This window comes from Moorena sp., assembly GCF_982860115.1.
The window spans coordinates 1-25,026 of record NZ_CEYLVT010000105.1 but is presented as its reverse complement, the minus strand read 5'-3'; the positions used below and the strand labels follow the sequence as shown (position 1 = coordinate 25,026).

Here is a 25,026-nt window from a genome sequence, read left to right as displayed (position 1 = left end):
ACCCCCCACACCCCACACCCTGTTTAGTTTAATGCCTTGTTGTCACCCCCTGAGCCCCCATAGACGGGGCTTCCCAACATCCTAGGATTTTTTGTGATTGATCCTCTATTTTTGCTCGGGCTGTCCTTTCTGCTCGTAGCAGTTAGTTTAACTGCTGTTTTAGTAACCTTATTACCTGCTGTACAAGAGTTAGCGCGGGCAGCTCGTAGTGTGGAAAAATTAGCTGATACCCTAAATCGGGAATTACCACCGACCCTAGAAGCCATTCGGCTGACAGGCTTGGAAATCAGCGACTTGACCGATGATCTTAATCAAGGAGTCAAAAGTGCTGGTCATGTGGTTCAACAGGTTGACCACAGTATCAGCAGTGCTAAAAACCAAGCCCAAAAAGTCAAAGACAATACTCGTAATGTGGTTAAGGGTTTCAAAGCTGCCTGGAAAACTTGGAGGGGTACCTCACCAAAATCCAGAGGTGCGACCCGTGATGGCGAGCAATCCCTTGACCGTAGGTCACGCTACGCGAACGCCATCACGGAAAGCGCACCTATTCACAGAAAAGCTCTAGAAATTCCTGAGACTGATCAACGCTCATCAGATGTTAATCAGCCAAGGCTCAGAGATAGTAACTATAACCATAAAGAGGTCAATCACGGAACTCGTGAAACCTCTGATTACGACATCGATGATAATTCTATTGATGATAATTCTTTTTAACGAAGGCAATACCAAGATTCCAACCTGAAGACTATACAGAATAAATAAAGAATAAATGTAATGCCACCCTTTAGTTTATAAATTCAAGGGTGGCATTATACCGTTTTTGTTAATATTTTGTTAATGGATGAAAAATATAGTTAGTCAGTAATTGAGAACTGGTAAACACCAGCAGATAAAAGTATAGCAATCCTATTAAATTAAAACATGCAGAAAAATCAGTCCAACTCTCGGTAGATTGGGTGCATCTCATATATATTGAGATGCACCCGGTAGATTCTTACCCATATTCTCTAACTGCGGTCATCTTGCCAATCTTACAACTGCTCAGATTAGGAAAGAAATTCCATTCTACTGCTGACATCACTCACAGATGCATCTTTGAATACTGCAATCAAATCATCCTCAAAATACAAAGCTGTGCTACCGGGTAACCCATTATCAGCCTTAAGCACATCATATTGATCCGCTACACCATAGAGCTGAATGATGTCTTGAGAATCTAAGTCATAAATCTCTGCATAATCATTGTCACCCCGACCTTGGTAAAAAGCGCCATCATCATCTCCTAAGAGAAAAGTATCTGATCCACCTCCACCAACAAGAACATCAACTTCACCATTACCTCGGGAACCATTTCCAACTCCATTGAGGATGTCATCACCGGAACCTCCAATCAAAGAGTCATTGCCAGAGCCACCCTCAAGGTTGTCATTGTCCCGGCCACCGTTGAGGAGGTCATCACCCGAACCTCCGATCAAATCGTTCTTCCCAGAGCTACTTTTTAGGGTATCATTACCACTACCACCATCAAGACTGTCATTACCCGAAGCTCCAATCAAATAGTCATTACCAGAGCCACCCTCAAGGCTGTCATTTCCTTGGTCTCCTCTGAGGTAGTCATGGCCAAAGCCACCTTTGAGGGTGTCATTTCCCTTACCTCCTCTGAGAGTATCATCCTGATCACCACCGTCAATGATGTCATCACCCGAACCTCCGCTCAGAGTGTCCTCACCTAAACTACCTTCTAGGGTATCCTTACCCACATCTCCCATGATCGAATCATTGCCAACACCGCCAGAAAGGAAGTCATCTCCCTGACCACCTCTGAGAGTGTCATCATGATCCCCACCATCGAGAATGTCATTGCCCCAAGTTCCTTTGAGGGAGTCGTTACCGGAACCTCCCACAAGACTGTCATCTCCAGAATCTCCTGAAATAGTGTCATCACCCGAGCCACCAATTAGTGTGTCATTCTTGCGATTACCCCGAAGCCTATCATCACCATGACCGCCTTCAAGCCAGTTATCGTAACGGCCTCCCCTAATCGATTGACTTTCCCAATTCTGGTTAAGGACTTCAATCGTGAAAATTTTATCGTAGCTTTCACCTCCGGAATCGGTGGTACGGATTTTGATCGGGTGACTAGAGTTGACATCAAAGTCTAAGAGAGTGCCATTTTTGACTTTTAGTTGATCCTCAACAATTTCAAAGCGACCCTGAGCATCATCTAATAACTTATAAGTATGGGTATCTCCCCAATCAACATCCTGAGTAGTCAGCCTAGCAATAGTAGTGCCATTGTCACTGAATTCCTTGACACTGTTGCCATCAAGGGTGATATCCGTTGGAGCACTATTCTGGTTTTCGGGGACTTCGATAGTGAACGTTTTATCGTAGCTTTTACCCTTGGGATCGATGGTGCTGATCTGGTTTTCGAGGACTTCGATAGTGAACGTTTCCTCGTAGCTTTCACCTCCGGAGTCGGTGGTGCGGATTTTGATATCATGACTAGAGTTTTTATCAAAGTCTAAGAGGTGGCCTTTTTTGACTTGTAGTTGATTGCCATCAATTTTAAAGCGACCTTGAGCATCATGTACTAACTTATAGGTATGGGTATCTCCGGCATCCACATCACTAGTAGTCAGCGTACCAATAGTGATACCATTTTCACTTAATTCATTGACACTGTTGCCATCAAGGGTGATATCCGTCGGAGCATTATTTTGGTTTTGGACTTGAATCGTAAACGTTTTATCGTAGCTTTCACCGCCGGAGTCGGTGGTGCGGATTTTGATATCATGACTAGAGTTGTTATCAAAGTCTATCAGGCTGCCATTTTTGACTTTTAGTTCATTGCCAACAATTTCAAAGCGACCTTCTGGATCATCGAATAACTCATAGGTATGGGTATCTCCGGCATCCACATCACTAGTAGTCAGCGTACCAATAGTGATACCATTTTCACTTAATTCATTGACACTGTTGCCATCAAGGGTGATATCCGTCGGAGCATTATTTTGGTTTTGGACTTGAATCGTAAACGTTTTATCGTAGCTTTCACCCCCGGAGTCGGTGGTGCGGATTTTGATATCATGACTAGAGTTTTTATCAAAGTCTAAGAGGTGGCCTTTTTTGACTTGTAGTTGATTGCCATCAATTTTAAAGCGACCTTGAGCATCATGTACTAACTTATAGGTATGGGTATCTCCGGCATCCACATCACTAGTAGTCAGCGTACCAATAGTGATACCATTTTCACTTAATTCATTGACACTGTTGCCATCAAGGGTGATATCCGTCGGAGCAGTATTAGTAGGTTGAGGCTCCTCTTGAACATACTGAACCTTGCTAATATTTATTGTGTCCGGAACAATACTCTTTTCCCATACAGGTGGTGGACTCTCCTCCTCGAAGATAATGTTAAGGCGATTGCTTTCAGAGACTTTATAGTAGTCTTTGACGGTAATCGAACTATCCGAGCCTAGATCAAGAATCAGGTTATCACCACGTTCGTATTGAGTCACACTAGAGAAAGCATAATTGGAAAGATCTAAAGTATCTAGATAGTTCCAGCCTTCAATAATATCATCACCTGTGGAAATTCCAAATTCATAACCGCTAAAGATATTGGCCGCACTATTGGCAATGATGTAATCGTCACTGCTGGAGTTGATCAGATTGTGAATAACTGTATCGAATGCGATCGCAGTCCCAAATGTAGACGTAAGGTATTTGTTTCCGCTCTGATCGTTCCTAGCTTTATAAGAGGTACCATTGTAAGCCTTTTGGGTGGTTATAATACCCCCCTGATTCATATCAAAGTGGTAACCTGTATCCAAATCAGTCAGCTTTGAAAAGTCTAAGGTATTTATACCACCACTATCCCAGAGGGTTTGCTTAATTTCTTTTGTTGCACCATAATCATCACTACCATCTGTGTAGTAATAAACGCTTTTAAAGGAGTAAGTAGTATCGTCGTCATTATACTCCCTAGCGCCATAAATAGACTGTAATGCTTGAATGTCGTAAGTCATTGGGGTAATCGCTGATTTCCCAGCAAAGTTATACGACATTACTGTGTTGGTGGTATTGTCCTCGTTAAAGGGCAAAAATGGACCGTAATCATGCTTCTCGTATTTATTAGGATGTTTTAACCCCAGAGCATGTCCTATTTCATGAATCAGGGTCATGTAGCCATGATTCCCTGGGTCGTCAGCAAATCCGTTATGACCTGTGGTGTCGTATTTTTGGTTCAAATGCACATCCCCGGCCACATCCCACCAATTGTCGAAATTGGTATTAAATCCCTTAGGCAAATGGGCATAGGCATAGCCCGGACCATCAGATACCATGTAGCGCAATAGACCATAGTCTGTTGCTGTATCTACTACCTCATGGAAATCAATATCAAGGTATCTTTCCAGATTTTCCAGGATGCTTCTGATATTGTCTTTGGTTTTTTCTGAGATCTCTGAAACCCCGGTTTCAGTTCCGTAATAAGGACCACTATTAGCATCGTTATAGAAGCTGTAGGTGATAGTATTAGTCTTCCACTGGTGATGAGCCAGAAGTGAATCAGTTGAGGAAAATGTGTCAGACATTGCTTTTATTTAATTCTTACTGCTTGACAAAGCCTAGTTACGGTAATGATTTGGTCGTCAGGAAACTTCCTGGTTCTTGATAGTTGATGTTTAATGGCTTATTGCCAGTTGCCATGAATCGTAGCTATAACCCCATTTGATAACTAGTCAAAGGCACTGAATTTTAGAGGAAATATTGGTTATAAACCATATTCTTTTCCTAGTTAAAATCCCTAATATTAAATTAATCATGAACTATATCTGTTTGCGTTCAAGGTTGATATGTGTATGTTTTTGTGTTTTTTTTGTTTATTTTTTACGGATTATATGCAAAAACAAAAAAAACGTAAATCCGGACAAAAAATATGAATTTAAATTAATGAAATATCAATAATTTAAATGAGTTTTTTTCAGTATGAAGGATGAATGTTTATTTAAGGGTTTGATTAACAATTCAGTAACATTAACATCATCTAGGAATTATATTTGAATTGTGAACAGACTACCTTAGGTAAGATACAAAATACAAAAGGCAAAACGCAATAGGGTAAACAGCTCCAGAGTTTTAGTGTCCACTAAAAAAAAACATCCTAGGTTTACATTTCATTTATAAACCCTATAAATCAAGCCTAGTAATAGGGATAAAATTTAAAAATTTTCCAGTTTACGTCGAACTCCAATCCTAGTTATGTGAACTTAGTATAAAGTTCTAACAAATAGATAGAGGCTAAAATCAGTAGTTTTTCTAGGTCACCGTTTATTGGTAAGCATATGCGCTATGCGCACGCTGCGCGAACAGCATTCAGCATATGCGCTATGCGCACGCTGCGCGAACAGCATTCAGCATTCAGCTTAAGCTTTTTTTTGTGTGTGATGTCGCCATGATGCCCTTTTGTGGGGTTGGTTCTGTTGCCAGCATTATGAATGGCTCATAGCTGGCAACCATAGTATGGGCTTAGTTGCTAGTGGTGCTTCAGGGACGGGCTCGCCCTGATTTTATCGGTAGCCAGTGTTAGGTTGCTGCCCGTAACGAACCACCTAGTAGCCTGAATGCTTACCTTGATCAAGCCTGGCTTTCAAACATAGAGTCTTTCATCTGTGTGTTCTGATTCCTCAAGCTTCCCCTCCCTAAGTTGTTGCTCAAGTCATTGAGTGGGGTTATCTTGGAACGGAATTGTACTCAGAGTATGAGTGTCATTATTTGCTAAGGCTCATAATTGAAAGATGTTCAGACCCAAATTCTCGATCACGATAGGTTTTGTCGAGCAGATAGGAGAATTTTTTGCTAAATTCAGAACTAAACCTGCTCCTAACACGGTATTTCCTACTGTATTTCTAGGTTTATCTTTAGTTTTAGTCGCCTGTTCCCCCAAAGGTGGAGAAACTAAAAGCAATACGGTTACTATCCTGGGAGTAATGACAGGGGAAGGGGAGCAAATCATGGAACAGATACTAGAACCCTTCACTAAAGAAACGGGTATCAAGGTGGTGTATGAAGCCAGTAGTGATTTCGCCACCCTCCTACCTGTGCGGGTGGAATCTGGAAATCCTCCCGATATTGCCATGTTCCCTCAACCGGGTTTGATGGCTGACTTTGCTAGGGAAGGTCAACTGGTTCCTCTGGATACCTTCATGGACAAATCCCAGTTATCTGCTGCTTACTCTCAAAACTGGCTAGATTTGGCAACTGTCGATAGTAAAGTATATGGGGTGTGGATTAGGGCGGCGGTCAAAAGCTTAGTTTGGTACAATCGAGCTGCGTTTAAGGCAGCTGGTTACAAAATCCCTACCACCTGGAATGAAATGATGGCACTGTCCAATCAGATTGTGGCAGATGGCGGTGTCCCTTGGTGCATCGGAATAGAAAGCGGTGCGGCTACAGGATGGGTTGGTACTGACTGGATTGAGGATATTATGTTGCGCACGGTTGGTGGGGAAGTGTATGACCAGTGGGTTGCTCACAAGATTCCCTTTAATCACCCAGCGGTTAAGAATGCTTTTGAGCAGTTTGGCAACATTGCCCTTAATCCTAAATATGTGTTTGGTGGTAGTGTTGGTATTATTAGCACTCCCTTTGGTGACGCAACTGCACCGTTATTTGATAAGCCCCCAGGTTGCTATCTGCATCGCCAAGCTAGCTTTATCACTAGCTTCTTTCCTAAAGATGTAGCGCTAGGTAAAGATGTGAGTATCTTTCCGTTACCGGGTATTAAACAGGAATTGGGGGTGCCAGTGTTAGTGTCTGGTATTGTGACTGCTATGTTTAAGGATACTCCAGAAGCACGGAAGTTGATGGAGTATCTCTCAACTGCCCAACCCCATACTATCTGGGCAAGTCAGGGAGATTATGTCTCACCCCATAAACAGGTTAGTTTGGATGCTTACCCCAATGACATTGTTAAACGTCAAGCGGAAATCTTAGCCAATGCCGATATGGTGCGCTTCGATGGTTCGGATATGATGCCAGGAGCTGTGGGTACCGGGACATTCTGGAGTGGCATTGTTGATTATATTGGTGGGACAGATGTGGATACAGTGCTGAACACTATTGAGGACAGTTGGCCAGATTAAGTAGTCAGATTAACTATTAGGAATTATAGATTAGTGATTGTCAAAAAACTATTTAAAATCGCCTTATAATGTTACTTTAGCAGAATTGCCTGGGAAATCTGTAACTATAAGACACTGATATCAAATCAAGTTTACTAATCATCATATCGTCAAAAGTCCTGGTATATTCTTTTCAGTTATTCGTCGCCATTTAGTCAAAAGGACAATAGCGCCGTTTAGGCATTAATTACGATTAAATCTCTGAGTACAATATTAGCAATTGCGCTTCGCTCCGCTGTAACGGCAATCCCTTGGAGTGTAAGCAGGCAGGATATAGTAGGATATCAGTAACTACTATAAATTTGGCGTTGCTGAATAGGGTTTGGATACTCAAGTATAGTTGGAGCACTTACCGATTGCCAATTATTAATTACCTTTGGGTCTTCGACAATTGAGCAACACCGTAAATTTAGGATTATACCTTTAGATAAAACTCAATTTTAAAGAATAAATAAGCCATGAATACTAGTCAGATTGATAAATTTGTTTCCTATTGTAAACGTGAGCAGCCACAAAGTGAAGAAGATATCAGACGTTTTTTTCTAGGGGTTATTGGTTTCCCCTATGACAAAGAACTTCTCTTACAGGCATATCTATTTTTCAACATCAAGTCATTATTTCCCAACTGTAGTAAGCTCCTGTTGTTTGAAAAAGCCTTAATCCAAGATTATACAAATTTAGGAAAAGTTGATTTTGTTTATCTTAGTCAAGACAACGGTTTATTTTTAATTGAAACAAAATATATTGATACTGAAGCGACAGGAAAGCACGAAAGAACTAGAAGAAATAAGCATAGAAATAAGGTAGTAGAGCAAGTCATTGATTGGAAAGAGCAATTTAGAGATTATTGGAATCTATCAACTAACCAAATTCATTGTGGAGTATTTACAACGGATCCACAAGTAGGTGATCGGGCAAGAAGCACTGACATTATCGCTAAATCACTATCTATCTATGAACTGGAACGGTGGCAGAAAAATTATAAATTTTATAACTTAGAGCATGCCAATAAACGGGATTCGGTGAGAGATATATATGAGGTGATAAAGTGATTAGGTGATCAGGTGATGAAGTGATGAGGCAATAAAGGATGGTATTGCTCAAAATTGTTACTTTCATTCTCGCCGTTGTTATAGGCTGTGGTGGGGTGATGGCTTTGTTATATGGCATGAATGGCTTGGTAAATCAGCTAGTCAATAAAACGGGATTGACGGAACGTCACGCTACGCGATCGCATTTTATGGCTTGGGTATACTTAGCTCCTGCTTTAGCATTACTAACCGCTTACCTGATTCTCCCCACCCTCAATACTATCTATATCAGCTTCTTGGATAAGCGATCGCAAAATTTTGTGGGACTGGACAATTACATCTTTGCCTTTACCAACCCTAGTATGGCAATCGCTTTTCGTAACAATGTCCTTTGGTTGGTATTGGTAACAGGGTTTAGTGTAGGATTGGGTTTAATTATTGCGGTGCTGGTGGATCGGGTACGCTATGAACCTGTAGCCAAGTCTATAATCTTTATGCCTATGGCAATTTCCTTTGTGGGAGCTAGCGTGATTTGGCGATTTATCTATGCTTTTCGTCCAGCTGGCTCAGAACAAATTGGCTTACTCAATGGCATTATTACCAGTTTAGGATTTGAGCCTGTAGGTTGGTTAGTGGAGCGCGAACTTAATAATTATGCTCTGATTGTGATTATGATTTGGTTGCAGACAGGGTTTTGCTTGATTTTGCTCTCTGCTGCAATCAAAGGTATCCCCAAAGATATTATCGAAGCTGCACGGATAGATGGAGCTAGTGAGTGGCAAATCTTCTGGAAAATTACTATTCCGATGATACAAGGGACTATTGCTGTGGTTGTGACTACTGTAGTAATAGCGGTGCTGAAAGTTTTTGATATTGTCTGGGTGATGACCGGTGGTAATCAAAATACGGAAGTGATTGCGTCTCGTATGATTAAGGAAATGTTTAATTATCGGAACTTTGGACGAGGTAGTGCGATCGCAGTTATTTTATTACTAGTTATTATTCCAGTTATGATTAGCAATATCCGTCGGTTTCGAGAGCAGGAGAACAGCCGTTGATGGTCAAAACTACATAAAGAAATAAACCAATTCCAGAGATGACTTTAACCCACCTATGGCACCAAAACCGCTCTTTGTAGCAAAATCCCAACACCTACAGCAATTCTTCTGGAAAATCCCGATTCATCTGACCCTGATTATCATCTCGTTGATCTGGACTCTACCAACTGTTGGTTTGTTCATTAGTTCCCTGCGCTACCGAGATGATGTGCTCAAAACCGGTTGGTGGTCAGTCTTCCAACACCCTTTCAATTTCACCCAATACCACCTGGGTAACTATATTGATGTGATTACATCAGAAGGGATGGGACAGGCATTTCTCAATAGTCTGGCTATCTCGATTCCCGCTACAGTGATTCCGATTGCGATCGCTACTTTTGCTGCCTATGGGTTTGCTTGGATGAAATTTCCTGGTCGCCAAGTCCTGTTTATGGTAGTAGTTGGCTTGCTGGTAGTCCCGTTACAGATGACTCTGATTCCGGTATTGCGAGTCTACGGATATCTAGGACTTTCCGGTACATTATTAGGTATTTGGTTAGCGCACACAGGCTATGGTTTGCCCTTAGGAATTTATTTATTGCGTAATTATATTGCTAATTTGCCTCAGGAGTTAATCGAAGCAGCAGCAGTGGATGGTGCGTCTCATCTGACCATAGTTACCCAGGTGATTGTACCTCTATCCATGCCTGCGATCGCATCATTTGCTGTGTTTCAATTTCTCTGGGTATGGAATGACTTGCTAGTTGCTTTAGTCTATCTCGGAGGTACACCAGACGTTGCTCCGCTAACGATCCGATTAACAAATATAGTCGGTTATCGTGGGCAGCAGTGGCATCTTCTTACCTCTGGTGCATTTATCACCATGATTGTACCACTGATTGTGTTTTTTGTTCTACAGCGGTACTTTGTGCGGGGGATTTTAGCTGGTTCGGTTAAGGGTTGATACTATTTAATCACTCTTGGCCTAGCTTTGTTAATCCTTTATGGGTTTGAAATTAAAAGATTTCGATTTCTTCAGCCATTGATAAGGTTTGGACGAGTTCCTTTATTCTTTTATATTATTCACCTTTGGGTAATCCATTTTGCTGCCATTGTGTTATCGCTACCTAAGTATGGTATAACAGCCGTGATTCTCCCTTACTTAGATAAAAGTGCTATGCCAGCAAATTATGGTTATAGTCTCCCCCATGTTTATCTGATCTGGCTAATTATAATTATAATTCTTTATCCTATATGTCATTGGTTTGCTAATTTCAAAAGTCACCATAAGTATTGGTGGTTAAATTATTTGTAGCCTCAGGATTGATAACTTCCCATACCATGTTAATCTTAATTTGTCAATACTAATAAAAAGGCTTGCATAAACAAGAATCCAAAACTACTTCTGCCCGATTCCCGATGCCCGATTCCCTGCTCCGAAGCTCCTTGCTCCCTAAATTTGAACAAAATCCTTGACCAATCGGTTTAGGTTGTGTTAGTCTTAATTCATGGTCATCAATCAAACAGGTTTCCAATGACTCGCGGTCCCCAAAAGCAATTCGATCCTGAAGTCGCCTTAACCAAGGCTATGGAAGTGTTTTGGGCCCATGGCTATGAAGCTGCCAGCCTATCGGAGTTGCTGAAAACTATGGGGATTGGCAAAAAAAGCTTGTATGACACCTTTGGTAACAAGCAATCGCTATTCCTCAAAGCGTTAGAGCACTATGCTCAGACAACGATTCGGGACATGCGCGATCGCTTATCTGCGGATGGCTCGCCTTTGGGAAACCTGACCCAATTGCTTCTGGAATTGCAGGAGATGCACAGTCAACCAGGTAGCTGTGGCTGTATGCTCGGCACTAATATTGCTGATTTCAATACAGAGGATGAAGCAGTGGCCAAAGTCATGCGGGGGTATTTGCGGCAGGTAGAAGACCTGTTCTGTACTACCCTTACCCGTGCCCAAGTTGCGGGGGAAGTAACGTCTACCTTGAATCCTCGGGATCTGGCTCGTTTACTGTTGTGTACAACACAGGGTATGGCGTTGCTGGGTCGGGTGATGAATGACGATACCACACTAGAGGGAACGGTGCAAGCGGCATTGTGCGTTCTGAAGGGTAACTAATTTTTTTTGGTTTAACTTAGACCGAATGGTCAATGTTTTGAGATTTGATTTGAGGTATTACATATGACACGCTTAGCTAACAAGACTGCAGTAATCACTGGTGGCTCTACCGGAATTGGCTTTGAAACCGCAAAGCAGTTCATCGCCCAAGGGGCACGGGTGATTATTACCGGACAAAATGAAACGCGACTGAATGCAGCAGCGGATGCTTTGGGGGAAAATGCTATCCCTGTTAAAGCTGATGTGCGTTCTCTTACAGATCTAGATCATCTGGCCGCCCAAGTAGAAGCCACCTTTGGCAAGCTCGATATCCTATTTGCTAATGCTGGGATTGGTTACTTTGCTCCCATCGAACAGGTGGATGAAGCCTTCTACGATAACCAATTCGACATCAATGTCAAAGGAGTCTTTTTTACAGTTCAGAAATTAGTGGGCTTGTTGAATGAAGGAGCCAGCATTATTTTGAATGCCTCAGCGGTAAATGAAAAAGGAGTGCCGATGGGCAGCCTTTACTTTGCCACCAAAGCCGCTGTTCGCTCTTTTGCTCGTTCTCTAGCTGCTGAACTGGCTCCCCGCCAAATTCGCGTCAATGCCGTCAGCCCTGGTATCGTTCGCACTAACTTTGAGAGCAAACTCGGCCTGCCGGATGGCGCGTTTGAAGGGTTTATCGAAGCTGTCAAGGAAGCTGCGCCCCTCCATCGAGAAGGAACACCGGAGGAAATTGCCCAAGCGGTAGTTTTTCTGGCTAGCAACGAGTCTTCTTATGTAACGGCGGTTGACCTAGTCGTAGACGGTGGCTATATGAACGTTTAATAATCTGGGGCGGTCTACAGCGAAAGCGCGTTAGTGCGATGCTTCTTGGCCTTGGCCTATTGGCCACGCTACGCGAATGGGCCACGCTACGGGAATGGAGCCGCTTTGCGATGAAGCCTTCAGCTTCCGCTAAAAGCGAACGCCCTCTATTGGTGAATTCCAACTTAAGTATAGCGCTGTCCGCAGCGCTATTACTGTAACATCAGCTTATTTTAGACCGACATTATCGGTCTTGGAGCATTTTGGTGAAACAGTGTGGAGTGCGCAACGGATTGCTGTGACTGTGATTGAGAGTAAGCTGTAGATGCAATGCTCTTTGGCCTTGGCCTATGGGCCACGCTACGCGAATGGGCCACGCTACGCGAATGGAGCCGCTTTGCGAACGCTAAAATAGACTAAGCTAGAGCTGGCTATAAGTATATGGATTTAAAAGAACAAAACTGGCAAAATTTCACGGCCAACCATTTGCGGGATTGGCATGGGATTTGGACAAGGTATTCTCCTTCAGGAGAAGTAAAAGAATCATTTCAAAGTCTGAGAAGCTTTCAGAGCAATCCAGAGCAAACTACAATTCATCACACAAATCGCTATATCTATGCTGAAGATAACGTAAAAGAAGAAAGTTGGGACTATAATCAGCAAGAAAATAGTTTACCTGATGGCATATTTCACCCACAAGCTGATTCGATGAGAACTATTTGCTTTGAATCTGGTCATACTGCTTGGGTAACAAGACAGTTAAAACCCGATTCGTATTTTGGTGTTGAGTTATTTTTTAGGTACGAGGAATTACGACATAGTGTCGGAATTGTTTACGATAAACAAGGAGTTTTGTTCCGAACAGCGAATATTCGTGAAGATGCCAGGGGTTTTCCTAGTCAGTATTGGTCTAAAGAAATAGAACAGGTGTCGGAGAGAAATCTGAGTGGGAATTGGCAAGGAACCTATGTTACCATGACCCCTGATTTAAAGATTTCTGAGCCTGTAGCAACTCACTTAAACTGGGTTTGGGAAGGACATAACACCTTCTTTTTACCTGACGGAGTTTCTATCAGTTGTCCAGATCAAGTAAGTGTTGGTACTCCCTGTACTCTCGCAGCAAATTGGCTGGTAACACCGTCAAAGTTGCAACAATTGAAGGTAAAGTATGACGAGTCTGGTGCTTTTGCTGCACTAACATTGGAACAACTTCATCTTTGATGTCAAAATAGGGTAATCGGCTCTTAATCGAGTTCTAAAATTACTGTAATTTGGCCTAAAGACTCCACAATTTACGGCTTTGTCCTGAAGCAAGCTCTAGAATTATCGTCCCTTAAAAACTAAAAAACCCTGGTTAAATCAAGATTTTTAGCGGAAAAATACCAGGGTAAACGCATCTTACTAGATTAATTGGTTTAATCGGGTTTGATTGAATGTGTAGTAACTTTCTATGAAACCCTTTTTTTTGACCAAAAACAAGCTTTCACGCTATTTTTGTAATGTACAGATATTCACAATATTCTGTACATTAATGCACTAGATTTAAATTCCAATTTCTCAAAAAGAGATCTTGAGGATTGATTGGGATAAATATAGACAACATTAACTCTTTCTTTAAGCCAATCAAGACAACTTTGCACTAATGTAGTGGCTAACCCTTGGCCTCTGTATTCTGGCATAGTGTAGACATCACTAATTAGACCGACCAGGTGAGGGATATGTACCATCTTGGTAGAGAAAGCTCCAGCACAAGCGACTATGTCACCATTGTTAGATTGCCCTAAGTAATGTATGCAATTCCCCTCTTCGTAATATTGTTTATACAGATCAGCAACGAAGTCTATAGCTTCCTGTGCATCTGGTACACTAGCATAGCCTTCTTCATACAAATTTTTCTTTAGCGTTAGTATTTTGCTGAGGTCTTCCATGTTGGATGATCTATAAATAATGTTTTCGCTCATTTTGATATCTCTTAAATTTATAAACAATATCTTTGATGATCTAGCGATTTGCAGATAAGTTAATTATGAAAATGGGGCAAAAAAAATAAATTCTAGTGCTTAATTGGCTATAATTAAATAACTTAGGTTGGATGCCAACCATCCGATCAACAGTTATAAGGTTCACGAGGGTTGTGGTACATCACGACCTGATCTAACTCCTACCCCTCTATTATCTAAGAGCCTCCTAATTACAATGAGCAGCACCTTCCCTCTGCTTCGGTTTCTTCTTAATCTCACCACCGATCTATAATTTGCTACATATACCAAAATTATAGTACAATAGGAAGTTGACTCCTCACTAAAATTTAGTCTTCATGGTAGACTTAACTGGCACTTGGCTCGGAACCTACTGGCAAGGGGGAGTACCCACCCGGTTTGAAGCAACTCTGGTTCAAAGCAAGAATACAATCACTGGCAATAGTTTGGACGACGGCTACTTAGGAGAAGCCCAGCTAAGTGGTGAGGTAATCGGACGGCGCATCCAATTTACTAAGCGATACCTCTCCAGCTCATCGACTCCAATCCAGTATATTGGTACCCTGGCTGAGTCAGAAGATTTTATCAATAGGCAGTGGATAATCGATCAATATAACACTGGTCCTTGGGAAGCTCGTCGTAGTGGTAATGACCTACTTGCAGACCTAAACAGTCGTCTGAGTGAGCGGGTGCCTGTGGCAGTTCCATAACCCAGAATAGAGGAGTTACTTTATGCTGGTATGTGGAGGTATGGAACGTCTCAGATAAGGAAAATGTGATGCTATCAGGTTGGCGAGTTGGCTCTCTATTCGGAATCCCACTGTTTTTAGACCCATCGTGGTTTTTCATCTTGCTATTGGTAACGATGATTAATGCACGAGAGTTCGACTCTAGCCTAGGGTCGATTTTGGCTTGGGTAGCTGGATTGGCGATGGCACTGTTGTTATTTAGTTCTGTACTCTTACATGAATTAGGTCATAGTCTAGCTGCCCTCTCCCAAGGTATCAAAGTTAATTCGATTACCCTATTTATATTTGGCGGGATTGCCTCGATTGACCGAGAATCGAAGACTCCAGCAGAAGCCTTTCAAGTAGCGATCGCAGGACCATTAGTAAGTTTCATCCTCTTTGGTCTGTTTTATGTGCTAACTCTGACATTACCCACCTCGGCTTGGGCATATACTATCGCCAATGAGATAGCGAGAATCAACCTAGTCTTGGCATTATTTAACCTAATTCCTGGTCTACCTTTAGATGGTGGACAAGTGTTGAAAGCAGCAGTCTGGAAACTAACTGGGGATCTGTTTACAGGTGTCCGTTGGGCTGCCAGAACGGGTAAGGGGTTTGGACTTTTAGCCCTATCCCTGGGATTAGGAATGACTCTGCTGACGGGTACTTTGTCATTCATTTGGCCAACTCTGATTGGCTGGTTTATTTTTCGCAATGCCAGTGCCTATGACCAGCTAACCACCTTGCAAGAAGTCTTACTTAAGCTTATGGCATCTAATGCCATGACCCGTGACTTTCGGGTGGTGGAAGCCAACCAGACGTTACGTTCTTTTGCTGATGAGTATATCTTAACCGATAGGCAAAACCCAATGCCCTACTACGCTGCAGCTAATGGACGCTATCGTGGGCTAGTCAAAATTGAGGATTTACATTTTGTCGAGCGTAGTCGTTGGGACACTGAGACGTTGGAAACTATAGTGCGCCCTTTATCAGAAATTCCCACAGTGGAGGAGATTACACCTTTGGTGGAGGTGATTAACAGCTTAGAGGAGCTTAACCTTAAGCGTCTGAGCGTACTTTCTCCTGCAGGAACTGTGGCAGGTGTAATTGACCGGGGTGATATAGTTAGAGCTGTTGCTAGAAAGCTAAATTTGGCTATCCCACCGGCTGCTATTGAGCGCATCAAAGCTGAGGGGGTTTATCCTCCTGGGTTTCAGCTGGTAGAAATTGCTAAAACCCTCCGTTCCCTAACAAACACCTGATACCGAGTTGCATTCAAAGAGAGTAGATTGGTTGGATAGGGAGATAGGGAGATTGGCGGAAGAGAAAGTTGTACGTTTGAGCGCAACTTGGGATAAGTAAATTAGGGTATAAGTAAATTAGGCGAGAACTGCTTGTAATCGTTGCAATGTACGAGTATTCTCCTCAGGAGAGCCCACGGTGATCCGCAATCCTCCTCCAGTATGACGTATTAGGGTGCCTTGATCTTTCATGGCCTGAGTTACCTGAGTCAGGTCTTTGCTAGTAGACTCGTTGCCGGATTGTGCTAGACGCAGGTAGATGAAGTTGGCAGCACTTGGCCAAACTTGTAAGGCTGGATGTTCTGATAGGGCTTTTAGTAACTTATCTCGCTCGGTGATAATCTCGGGAATTGATGCTAGCAGAGTTTGTCTGTGATTGAGAGCGAGTATGGCAGCAGCTTGGGAAAAGCTGGGTAAGTTGTAGGGTAAGCGAATTTTTTCGAGAGCAGCAATTAGTTCTGGGTGAGCGATGCTATAACCAACACGGTGAGTAGCTAAACGAAATGCTTTGGAAAATGTCCTCAATATTACCCAGTTGGGATGGTCGGCTAATTCTTGGACTACTGAGGCTTGGCTGAATTCAAAGTAGGCTTCATCAATAACTACTAAAATGTTCTGTGGTAGACTACGCAACCACTCTAATTCCTGGAGAGTCAAGGGGTTGGCGGTGGGAGAGTTAGGATGAACTACAAATACTACTCGTATTGGTGGTCGTTGGGTCGAGGTTTCTGTTACGGTCTGTTCAATGGCTGCTTGGGCATCGTCGATCTTGATTTCAAAGTTTTCTTCGCGACGCCCTACACTCACTGCTGGTATTCCTAAGGTTTGTGCGAGTATAGAATACATCGAGAAGGTGGGATTAGCGATTAGGATCGAGCCTTCTCCTCCTAAGCAGGTGGCAATTAAAATAGAACGAATTAGTTCATCGGAACCGTTGCCTACGGAAATCTGGTTTGGTTTTACTAGGTCGTCTAGGGCAGCAGATTCGTTAACGTATTCTGCGATCGCATTTTTGAGTTCCCCATGTCCGCCATCGGGATATCGATTAGCTTGAATCAGCTGTTGATAGCTCCAAGCCAATTTTTCCTTTAACTCTGCTGGTAAATCAAAGGGGGATTCATTGCTATCCAAGCGATCTAGGGGAACCGTTGATTCTGGTGTTTTCCCTTCCTCGCCCCCAGGATGAGGTGTGTAGGCGGTTAATTCGGATAGGTCAGAGCGGATGAATTCTAGCATTATCAGTTCTGTGTTGTCGGTTTGCCTTTATCCCTTTTACCGTATTCTTGGTCAACAGGTGGATAGTGTATTGCCAGAAATGCTTTAGCCTCAGCCTGATCCTGAATCACCCTGTCTAGGGTGGCGTCTAAGAGTGCATCCAGAATTTCCCGATAGTGTGCTCCTGGCTTATAGCCTAACTTTCTGAGATCATTGCCATCCAGTGGGGGTTTTACATGCCTCCAAGTGGTCAGATACTGCCAAATTTTACGTCGGATCCCTCTAGGACTATGCACCCCAATCAATACTAAGGTAGGTAATTTATACTGGCGCAACATGTGGACGATTTGACTCTTGAGCTGGCATTTTGGTAGAGATTCTAGGATATCGGCTTCCCATCCCTCAAGTTTTTCAAGACGCTCAACACTGTCTACGGGCAACTGTAGATTCTTGGCCACCTTAACCCGTTCGTCTGGTGCTAGATCAGCAATCAATACTTCCAAACGCATCTGCCAGTGCCTTAAGGTTTGTTCGGGGTCAAATCTCTGTAGCCAGCGCCCAACCAAACGCACTCGCCACCATAATGGTTTATCTAGGGTCAGGGTAGGATGAAGACACTGCAACGCTCCCAATGAGGACAATAACTGCAATGCTGGTTGCCAGTAGGGGGCTTGCAACATATAGTTAAGTTCTGCTTTGAGTCGGGTTTGGAGTGCTGGTACTTTGGCGTTTTCGGCTAGGGTGCGCTGATATACCCCACTTTCAATGGCATAGTGGATATACTCCTTGGTTTGGGGTTCAATTTCAAATCCCAATCGCACCGCAAACCTTACCGCTCGATAGATTCGGGTTGGGTCTTCAATAAAGCTATTGGCGTGTAGGACTCGAATTTTATGCGATCGCAAATCTAACATACCCCCAAAGAAGTCCAACAGGGGCAATTGAGATTGGGGATTAACCTTTGTTAGCCTTGCTGCCATGGCGTTGATGGTAAAATCTCGGCGGTAAAGGTCTTGACGAATGGAACTCGCTTCGACTTCAGGATTAGCGGCGGGATAAGGATAGAACTCGGTACGAGCAGTAGCAATATCTACACAAAGGGAGCCCAATGTCGGGTCATTATGCCATAGCAAGGCTGCGGTTTGAAAAGACCCATGTACTTCCAAGCGCACGTTACGGTAAATTTTCCGGAGTTCCTTGGCCAGGGTGACTCCTGCGATCGCATCCGCTGAGCGGTGAAAGCCATCGACGACCAAGTCTATATCATTTAGTCGTAGTGTTTTTTTCCCATCCGCTAGTAACAAGTCTCTGACAGCTCCCCCAACTAGGTATAGATGCCAACCCCGCTCCTGAGCTTTCTCGGCAGCTATGGTCAGAAGTTCCCACAGGCTCGAAGCCAACAGAGGTTTTATGTTAGCCGGTTTCAGGTTGGCCGGTTTCAGGGTTGATCCGTCCACCTTCAACGGCTTAACATTCAACTCTTCCTGAAACAGTTGCCGCAATACATCAGTGCGAGTCACAATCCCCATTAGTTGCCCATCCTCTAGAACGGGTAAACGCCCAATATCGTAAGTAACCATCAAGGACTGAATGTCTGCCATCGATGTTTCCGGAGTAATGGTCTTAACATCCTTCGTCATGTAGCCCTTGACTGGGGCATGACCAAAACCGTGGTGCAAGGCTAAATCGAGGTCTCGTCGGGAGATAATTCCTACCAGCTGGTCTTGTTGGTCTACTACTGAAAGCCCCGAATGACCATAGCGCAACAAAATTCTCTGGGCTTCGTTAATCTTGGTATTGGGGCGAATGGTGCGTACGGGGGACGACATTAAATCCCGAGCCGTCAGAGGTTGGGGAATTTGGTCTTTTAGTTGGTTGACCAGCTGCTCTAGGATTTTCTGGGCATCACAGTCTCGTAAGGTAACAGCAGCGGCTTGGGAATGTCCACCTCCTCCTAGGGGTTGCAACAACTGGTTCAAATCCGTCCCCTCAATTCTGGTCCGCCCAATTATAGTGACCTTAGTTTGGGGTAAAGGTCCTTCGCGTAGCGTGGCCTTTTGGCCAAGGTTAGAAGGTTGTTCGCGTAGCGTGGCCTTTTGGCCAAAGTTAGTCTGAGTTTGAGTTTCAAGGTTATTTTGGCTCTTAGGTTGTATTTTTGAATTTTGCCGGTTATAATAATTTGCAGAACCTTCAACCGTTAAACCGCCAACCGGAAACGGTGAATAACCTTCAACCTGAAACCTTGCAATTGGTAAATCTGCCGGTTGTGGGGTTTCTACCTTTGACTTTCGTTTATACTCAGCCCCCAAAAGCAGGGCATCGCTTTCAGTTACTTCTAGTAAGCGTGAGGCCAAACTGGATAAGCCAGGCACATGGCCAGGAGTCTTTAGAAATACCCAAGAGATGGTATAACCCAAGTGGGTTTGTCGCTGCAAAAGGTCTAGAGATTGCCTAAATAATTTTTCCAATTGAGGAGATAGCCCTGGATCAACATACTGAGCTATCTGACGCATATTCGCTCCTTGCTCCATTAACCAGGTCAAAGCAGCCCCATCTCTTGGTGTGGTCTGGTCAAAGGTCAGGGAACCTGTATCGAGATGGATTCCCAATGCCATCACCGTGGCTTCAGCAGTAGTTAACTGAATTTGGGATTGCTGTAGTTGCTCAACAATTAACGTGGTGGTTGCTCCCACAGCTTCAATCTGTTTATAGGTAGCCGGGATATCAGTTTCAGGTACGGGATGATGGTCGTAAATTTCAATGGCGTTTAACTGTGGTAAGTCTAACCACTCAGCTGCTTTCCCTAAGCGATCGCGTTTTTGAGTATCTACGATAATTACGGAATTAATCTGAGCCAATTGTACAGAGCGGCGCTCGATCAGGGCATACTCATCCCGATGCAGTGCCAAAAAATCTCGTACAGCCGGATCAGTCCCCCCAGTTAGTACAGCTTTTGCTCCTGGCTTGAGGCGAGTCAGTCCTACAGCTGCTCCTAGGGCATCAAAGTCAGCGGTGGTATGACACAAAATCAGATCCATAGTCATTAGCGTACCCTCTGAACGCCCATTACAGCTAAACATCAATTTCATCTCCCCATCTTCCCCTCCTGGGAGGGGTTAGGGGTGGGTTGCCATCTCCCCATCTCCCCCTATTTACCTATTTATGTTAATAACGCTATTCACGTATTAATAGTTTAGACTTTTTTAACCCTTTATTCCCTCTCCCCGCGCTCGGGCCCTAAACTCATTACCTGCATGGGAAAGTTCAAAGGGGATTGATTGCCAGAAATTTTGGCAGAAAAGGTAAAACCATCTGGTAAAATCTATAGTGCTTAGCTAGGCATTAGCCTGTTTTAAACAAGTTTTAGGAAAGTTTAGCGTCAAGGTATCAGCACAGAAAATGACTATTATATTCCAACTATTACTCACTGCCCTAGTCCTATTGTCATTTGTATTGGTAGTCGGTGTACCAGTAGCTTATGCGACACCTCAGAACTGGGAGCAATCAAAACGCTTGCTTTGGCTTGGTTCAGGGGTCTGGGTACTTCTAGTGCTTCTAGTTGGTGCCCTCAACTTTTTGGTGGTTTAGGCTATAATCTCCGTCAGTTAGACCCAAATTCTTACTGTAATCACCGTTTACAACGATAGTCATGGCAGTTTTCGAGGGAAATTTAACATCATCTACCTCCCTGAGGTTTGCGATTATCATTGGTCGCTTTAATGACCTAGTGACAGGTAAACTCTTAGACGGGTGTAAAGATTGCTTAAAACGCCATGGCATTGATCCCAATCCCCAAGGTACTCAAGTTGACTATATTTGGGTACCGGGTAGCTTTGAAATTTCATTAATGGCTCGCCAAGCTGCTCTTAGCGCTCGTTATGATGCAGTGATTTGCTTGGGATCAGTTATTCGGGGACAAACTCCCCATTTTGATTATGTCGCTGCTGAAGTAGCCAAAGGGATTGCTGCTGCCGGTTTTCAAACCGGGGTACCTGTTATTTTTGGTATTCTAACCGCAGATACCATGCAGCAAGCTCTAGAACGAGCGGGAATCAAGAGCAATAAAGGTTGGGATTATGCCATGAATGCCATAGAAATGGCTAACCTGATCCGAAGTTTTCGAGGTCAAAATTCAATATTAGGCTATGAAGAGTCTGAGCAGGGAACTTTGGGCCAACAAACTCTACCATTCTCGGCAAATTGGACAATTGCTTCAGAATCTGACCCTGATTCCTAACATATGAGTTAATCTTGGGACATTTTCCTAATTTTCTTGAATCTGAAAGCTCAGTAGAAGGGGTTGACAAATTTTGGCTTATCTGACATACTAGAAAGAGATAAGTTGAGGTGCGGGTATAGCTCAGTGGTAGAGCGTCACCTTGCCAAGGTGAATGTCGCGCGTTCGAATCGCGTTACCCGCTTGCGGATAGTAAATAAACCTGTCAGACCTAGAGTAAGGGAACCTGACTGATGCTGTGTTAAGGTTAAGCATCCCACTTGATGGCAACCGTGGCAATGAATAAGCTTATATAATAGATGGGGACATGCTTGCCTTTGTAGTGTCCCTATATTTAATTAAATCAAGCAGCACTACCAATTAAAGGTTTTTTGATAAACCTAACCATATGTCTTTTGGTTTTTAATAACGCTTGTGCAATCTCAAAAAGGTCAAAAGATTGACTTAAACTCCGAGTATCCCTGCCCTTGTCGGCGTCGGGGTCATTTAGTGCCAATTACACTGACAGAAGCCCTTGGCTGCAATCGCTGTCAGCAAATTTTTGTGGTAGACGAAAGTGGTTATGTGATTGAGCAACTATCCACCCACTACCCCTATAAAAAAGCTTGGCGTTGGACAGGACATCGTTGGTATACAATCCATGGTAGTCTTGGTGAAAGCTACTTACCTGTAGCGTTGGGTATTGTCTTAGTTCTGCTGATTGTCTGGTTGCCTTTGGCACTTCACTCCCAAAAAGGGCCAGGTATCATAGTCTGGGCATTACTGGCAGTACTCCTAGCAGTACTTCCGGCTATGATGGTTTGGCTAGCTTACCGGCGTTAACTAACAATGAACACAGACTCTGGGAGCAAGGCCTCGAAGTTACATGATTTAATGGCCAGTGTCCACCATGCTTCTTGGGCATTGGCAAACACCAAGGGAGAAGAGCGCTCTCGTGGCATCGAGGCCATGGCTCAAGGAATGCGAAACTCCTTTGATGATATTTTGGAAGCTAACACCCTAGATCTGGAAACCAGTAGGGATATGGCAGTGCCAGATCTAATTTTGGACTGGCTGAAGCTAACACCAGAAAGGCTACAGATGGCGATCGCAATCCTGGAAAGGATTGGAAAGTCATCTGATCCAATCCGCAGGGTGATGAACGCCTCTTACCAAACTGACCAATCTCAGACCTACTGTCAGCTAATGCCGTTGGGAGTGATTGCTCTAATTTATGAGGCATTCCCTGAACTAGGTGCAATTGCCGCAGGCTTTTGTGTCAAAACTGGTAACTCCCTGGTTCTCAAAGGCAGTAGCGAAGCCAGTCAGTCTAACCAGGTGATTGCTCAAGCGTTGCAAAATGCTTTGGATGAGGTCGGTTTACCAACGGGATGTTTGGAACTATTGCCCTCTGGACAGGGAGCTTCGATTCGGGATTTGGTGACTCAAAATCCATATCTGAATTTGGTAATTCCCCACGGACGACCAACTTTGCTCAAGCAGGTGATCCAGCAATCAACGGCACCGGTTTTGCAATCGGCCATCGGTAACTGCTACCTTTACTGGTCTGCTAATGGTAACGTTGATCTGGTTAGATATATAGTTTTAGATAGCCACACCAGTCAGCCGGATCCGGTCAATGCTATTGAAAAGATTCTGATTAATCAGAATCAAAAAACCTCTGCCTTAGTTACCCTATTGAATAACCTGAAGGAAAACGGTTTTGAACTCAGAGGTGATGCCAATCTAGTGGCTAAGTTTCCTGAACAATTGACCTTGGCAGCAGAATCCGAGTGGGGTCAAGCCTATTTGACCAAAACTATTGCTTTGAAAGTGGTAGATTCTATAGAGTCAGGGATTGCTTGGATTAATCAATATAGTAGCGGTCATGCTGACTGCCTGGTGACAGATTCTTATCAGGAAAGCCGTCAGTTTGCCTTAGGTGTAGATAGTGCATCGGTTTACATTAATTCTTCACCAAGATTTTCACGGAATCCGCAACCAGGAGACTCCGTGTTTCTAGGTATGTCTAACCAAAAAGGACATTATCGCGGCATGATTAGCCTGGAGACTCTCACTACCCTTAAACACGTAGTTCAGGGTAATGGGCAGTTTTAGGCGTTGGTCATTTGACCATTGGCTGATTTCAAGCGGGAGGGGATCAATCGATCCATCCAGTATTCTAAATAGGCTCGATTTTTGTCAAGTTCACCAGGATCCGTGGTATCCATGGGATGAGGTGCTAGCCCTAAAATCGCAGCTGTAGTGACACAAAACATAGATTTCTGGAAAGTCTCGCATATTCTGACCCGCAAGTCAATTTCACCCCGATGCGATCGCATATAAAAATCGCTGAGATACTTGGGTAGATAATGCCTCATATCCTGCATCAGCAATGTCGGTGGAATTCCAGAACCACCAATAGGCAATGGGTCAGCATACAACGCGCCATAGGTAAATCGGGTTTGATCTGGGGAAATCTGGTAGGCTTGGGCATTCAGAGATACTGTCCCCAGAAAGGGTGTTCCCCGGAAGAAAATTGCCTCTACATAGGGTACTCCTGTATCAGACAGGAAGGTCAAACCAACCGATTCGGGAATAATCTCATACCTTTTATCACCAATCTGAGGGGCATAGCTAATCGGTTTGTTTGCTGCTGCTACTAACCCTGCTTTAATATGGTCTACCACTTGGGGAATCGACGTAATTTCCCCTTCGTCATAGCCCTGAGATAGGGACATGAATATATCACTCATCACCCGCCAGAATTGCCCTAATCCACTGGTATAGGCAAGCATTCGCACTTGTTCGGGCAGGAATTCAGGAAATAGCTTGTTAATTCCCAGCATCAGGGGATTGGTCTTAAACTTTGCCTGAATTGCTTCCGCACATCGCTGCTCAAATTCATCGGTATCGAGATGAGTATCTAAGCCCCCACCACCGTGCCATAACATCGAGCGCATACAGTATTCAGCGTACTCAAAGTTAATTCGGTCGTGCCACCAATGACGTAAAAGCTTTGAAAATGAAATCTCCCCATTAAAGTATTTAAAGAAGGGGAAAAATACTAAAAATTGATGATCGGCAGTGTAAATTAGATTACGAGAGTAAGCATCTAAAACAATGCCGTAGCTGTGAAGTATACCGACTACTTCCATCAGGTTTTCTGGGGAATCCGATAGCAGGGCACTACCAGTTTGTAGTCGATTTATATACTCTTCTAGGGGATGCTTTTGTTTGGTTTTTTGGCTAACTACCATAATAATTAGGTTGACGATTGTTGTTCGCGTAGCGTGGCCTTAAGGCCAAGGTTGTTAAAGGTTGTTCGCGTAGCGTGGCCGTTCGCGCAGCGTGGCCTACGGCCTTAAGGCCAAGGTTGTTAAAGGTTGTTCGCGTAGCGTGGCCGTTCGCGCAG

19 protein-coding genes and 1 tRNA gene are annotated in these 25,026 nt (G+C 43.6%); 15 read left to right on the top strand and 5 right to left on the bottom strand.

The genetic code is table 11. The features are described from left to right. Positions 1–93: 93 nt before the first annotated feature. Positions 94–714, top strand: coding sequence for a DUF948 domain-containing protein (locus AC4II3_RS18280; protein WP_490722857.1), 621 nt, complete (start codon positions 94–96; stop codon positions 712–714). A 332-nt stretch (positions 715–1,046) separates the two neighbouring features. Here the strand turns inward: AC4II3_RS18280 and AC4II3_RS18275 are convergent, their stop codons facing one another. Then, on the bottom strand, positions 1,047–4,598 hold the full coding sequence (locus tag AC4II3_RS18275) for a hypothetical protein (protein ID WP_490722856.1): 3,552 nt from the start codon (positions 4,596–4,598) through the stop codon (positions 1,047–1,049). 1,203 nt (positions 4,599–5,801) lie between these two features. Here AC4II3_RS18275 and AC4II3_RS18270 point away from each other — a divergent pair. The 7 genes from AC4II3_RS18270 to AC4II3_RS18240 all read left to right on the top strand — a co-directional run bounded on the left by AC4II3_RS18270 (position 5,802) and on the right by AC4II3_RS18240 (position 13,393). Beyond that, positions 5,802–7,148: an ABC transporter substrate-binding protein gene (locus AC4II3_RS18270; RefSeq protein ID WP_488009652.1), complete on the top strand. Its 1,347-nt coding sequence runs from the start codon at positions 5,802–5,804 to the stop codon at positions 7,146–7,148. Positions 7,149–7,645: 497 nt separating this feature from the next. Continuing rightward, positions 7,646–8,239: a hypothetical protein gene (locus tag AC4II3_RS18265; RefSeq protein WP_488009654.1), complete on the top strand. Its 594-nt coding sequence runs from the start codon at positions 7,646–7,648 to the stop codon at positions 8,237–8,239. A gap of 188 nt (positions 8,240–8,427) precedes the next feature. Next, entirely contained in the window at positions 8,428–9,276 is an 849-nt protein-coding gene (locus AC4II3_RS18260) for a carbohydrate ABC transporter permease (protein WP_488009680.1), read from the top strand. A 55-nt stretch (positions 9,277–9,331) separates the two neighbouring features. Further along, positions 9,332–10,219: a carbohydrate ABC transporter permease gene (locus AC4II3_RS18255; protein WP_488009656.1), complete on the top strand. Its 888-nt coding sequence runs from the start codon at positions 9,332–9,334 to the stop codon at positions 10,217–10,219. A 570-nt stretch (positions 10,220–10,789) separates the two neighbouring features. Continuing rightward, positions 10,790–11,380: a TetR/AcrR family transcriptional regulator gene (locus AC4II3_RS18250; protein WP_488009658.1), complete on the top strand. Its 591-nt coding sequence runs from the start codon at positions 10,790–10,792 to the stop codon at positions 11,378–11,380. A 63-nt stretch (positions 11,381–11,443) separates the two neighbouring features. Then, a complete protein-coding gene (locus AC4II3_RS18245) occupies positions 11,444–12,193 on the top strand; it encodes an SDR family oxidoreductase (protein WP_488009660.1) in 750 nt (249 codons plus the stop codon). Between the two features lie 420 nt (positions 12,194–12,613). After that, complete coding sequence (locus tag AC4II3_RS18240; RefSeq protein ID WP_488009662.1) at positions 12,614–13,393, top strand: DUF3598 family protein; 780 nt, start codon at positions 12,614–12,616, stop codon at positions 13,391–13,393. 290 nt (positions 13,394–13,683) lie between these two features. Here the strand turns inward: AC4II3_RS18240 and AC4II3_RS18235 are convergent, their stop codons facing one another. Further along, positions 13,684–14,133, bottom strand: coding sequence for a GNAT family N-acetyltransferase (locus tag AC4II3_RS18235; RefSeq protein WP_488009664.1), 450 nt, complete (start codon positions 14,131–14,133; stop codon positions 13,684–13,686). 356 nt (positions 14,134–14,489) lie between these two features. Between AC4II3_RS18235 and AC4II3_RS18230 the strand changes: the two genes are divergently transcribed. After that, complete coding sequence (locus AC4II3_RS18230) at positions 14,490–14,861, top strand: hypothetical protein (RefSeq protein WP_488009666.1); 372 nt, start codon at positions 14,490–14,492, stop codon at positions 14,859–14,861. A 68-nt stretch (positions 14,862–14,929) separates the two neighbouring features. Continuing rightward, positions 14,930–16,141, top strand: coding sequence for a site-2 protease family protein (locus AC4II3_RS18225; protein ID WP_488009668.1), 1,212 nt, complete (start codon positions 14,930–14,932; stop codon positions 16,139–16,141). Between the two features lie 117 nt (positions 16,142–16,258). Here the strand turns inward: AC4II3_RS18225 and AC4II3_RS18220 are convergent, their stop codons facing one another. Further along, the gene (locus AC4II3_RS18220) at positions 16,259–17,416 is read right to left on the bottom strand and encodes a histidinol-phosphate transaminase (protein ID WP_488009670.1); all 1,158 of its coding nucleotides are present in this window, start codon (positions 17,414–17,416) and stop codon (positions 16,259–16,261) included. A gap of 2 nt (positions 17,417–17,418) precedes the next feature. Continuing rightward, positions 17,419–20,433: a CBS domain-containing protein gene (locus tag AC4II3_RS18215; RefSeq protein WP_488009682.1), complete on the bottom strand. Its 3,015-nt coding sequence runs from the start codon at positions 20,431–20,433 to the stop codon at positions 17,419–17,421. A 361-nt stretch (positions 20,434–20,794) separates the two neighbouring features. Here AC4II3_RS18215 and psbZ point away from each other — a divergent pair, with 361 nt between their 5' ends. The 5 genes from psbZ to AC4II3_RS18190 all read left to right on the top strand — a co-directional run bounded on the left by psbZ (position 20,795) and on the right by AC4II3_RS18190 (position 23,729). Continuing rightward, positions 20,795–20,983 (top strand): photosystem II reaction center protein PsbZ, encoded by a 189-nt coding sequence (gene psbZ / locus AC4II3_RS18210; protein WP_070394766.1) that lies wholly within the window; start codon positions 20,795–20,797, stop codon positions 20,981–20,983. 61 nt (positions 20,984–21,044) lie between these two features. Continuing rightward, the gene (gene ribH, locus AC4II3_RS18205; protein WP_488009672.1) at positions 21,045–21,632 is read left to right on the top strand and encodes a 6,7-dimethyl-8-ribityllumazine synthase; all 588 of its coding nucleotides are present in this window, start codon (positions 21,045–21,047) and stop codon (positions 21,630–21,632) included. Positions 21,633–21,744: 112 nt separating this feature from the next. Further along, positions 21,745–21,816: transfer RNA gene (locus tag AC4II3_RS18200), tRNA-Gly, on the top strand. Positions 21,817–22,046: 230 nt separating this feature from the next. After that, positions 22,047–22,454 carry a hypothetical protein gene (locus tag AC4II3_RS18195; RefSeq protein WP_488009674.1) on the top strand — a complete coding sequence of 136 codons (408 nt, stop codon included), beginning with the start codon at positions 22,047–22,049 and terminating at the stop codon, positions 22,452–22,454. A 6-nt stretch (positions 22,455–22,460) separates the two neighbouring features. Continuing rightward, positions 22,461–23,729, top strand: a complete 1,269-nt coding sequence (locus AC4II3_RS18190) for a glutamate-5-semialdehyde dehydrogenase (RefSeq protein ID WP_488009676.1) — start codon at positions 22,461–22,463, stop codon at positions 23,727–23,729. Here the strand turns inward: AC4II3_RS18190 and AC4II3_RS18185 are convergent. Beyond that, on the bottom strand, positions 23,726–24,871 hold the full coding sequence (locus tag AC4II3_RS18185; RefSeq protein ID WP_488009678.1) for a CO2 hydration protein: 1,146 nt from the start codon (positions 24,869–24,871) through the stop codon (positions 23,726–23,728). The two genes, AC4II3_RS18190 and AC4II3_RS18185, sit on opposite strands and share 4 nt — an antisense overlap. Positions 24,872–25,026 lie beyond the last annotated feature (155 nt).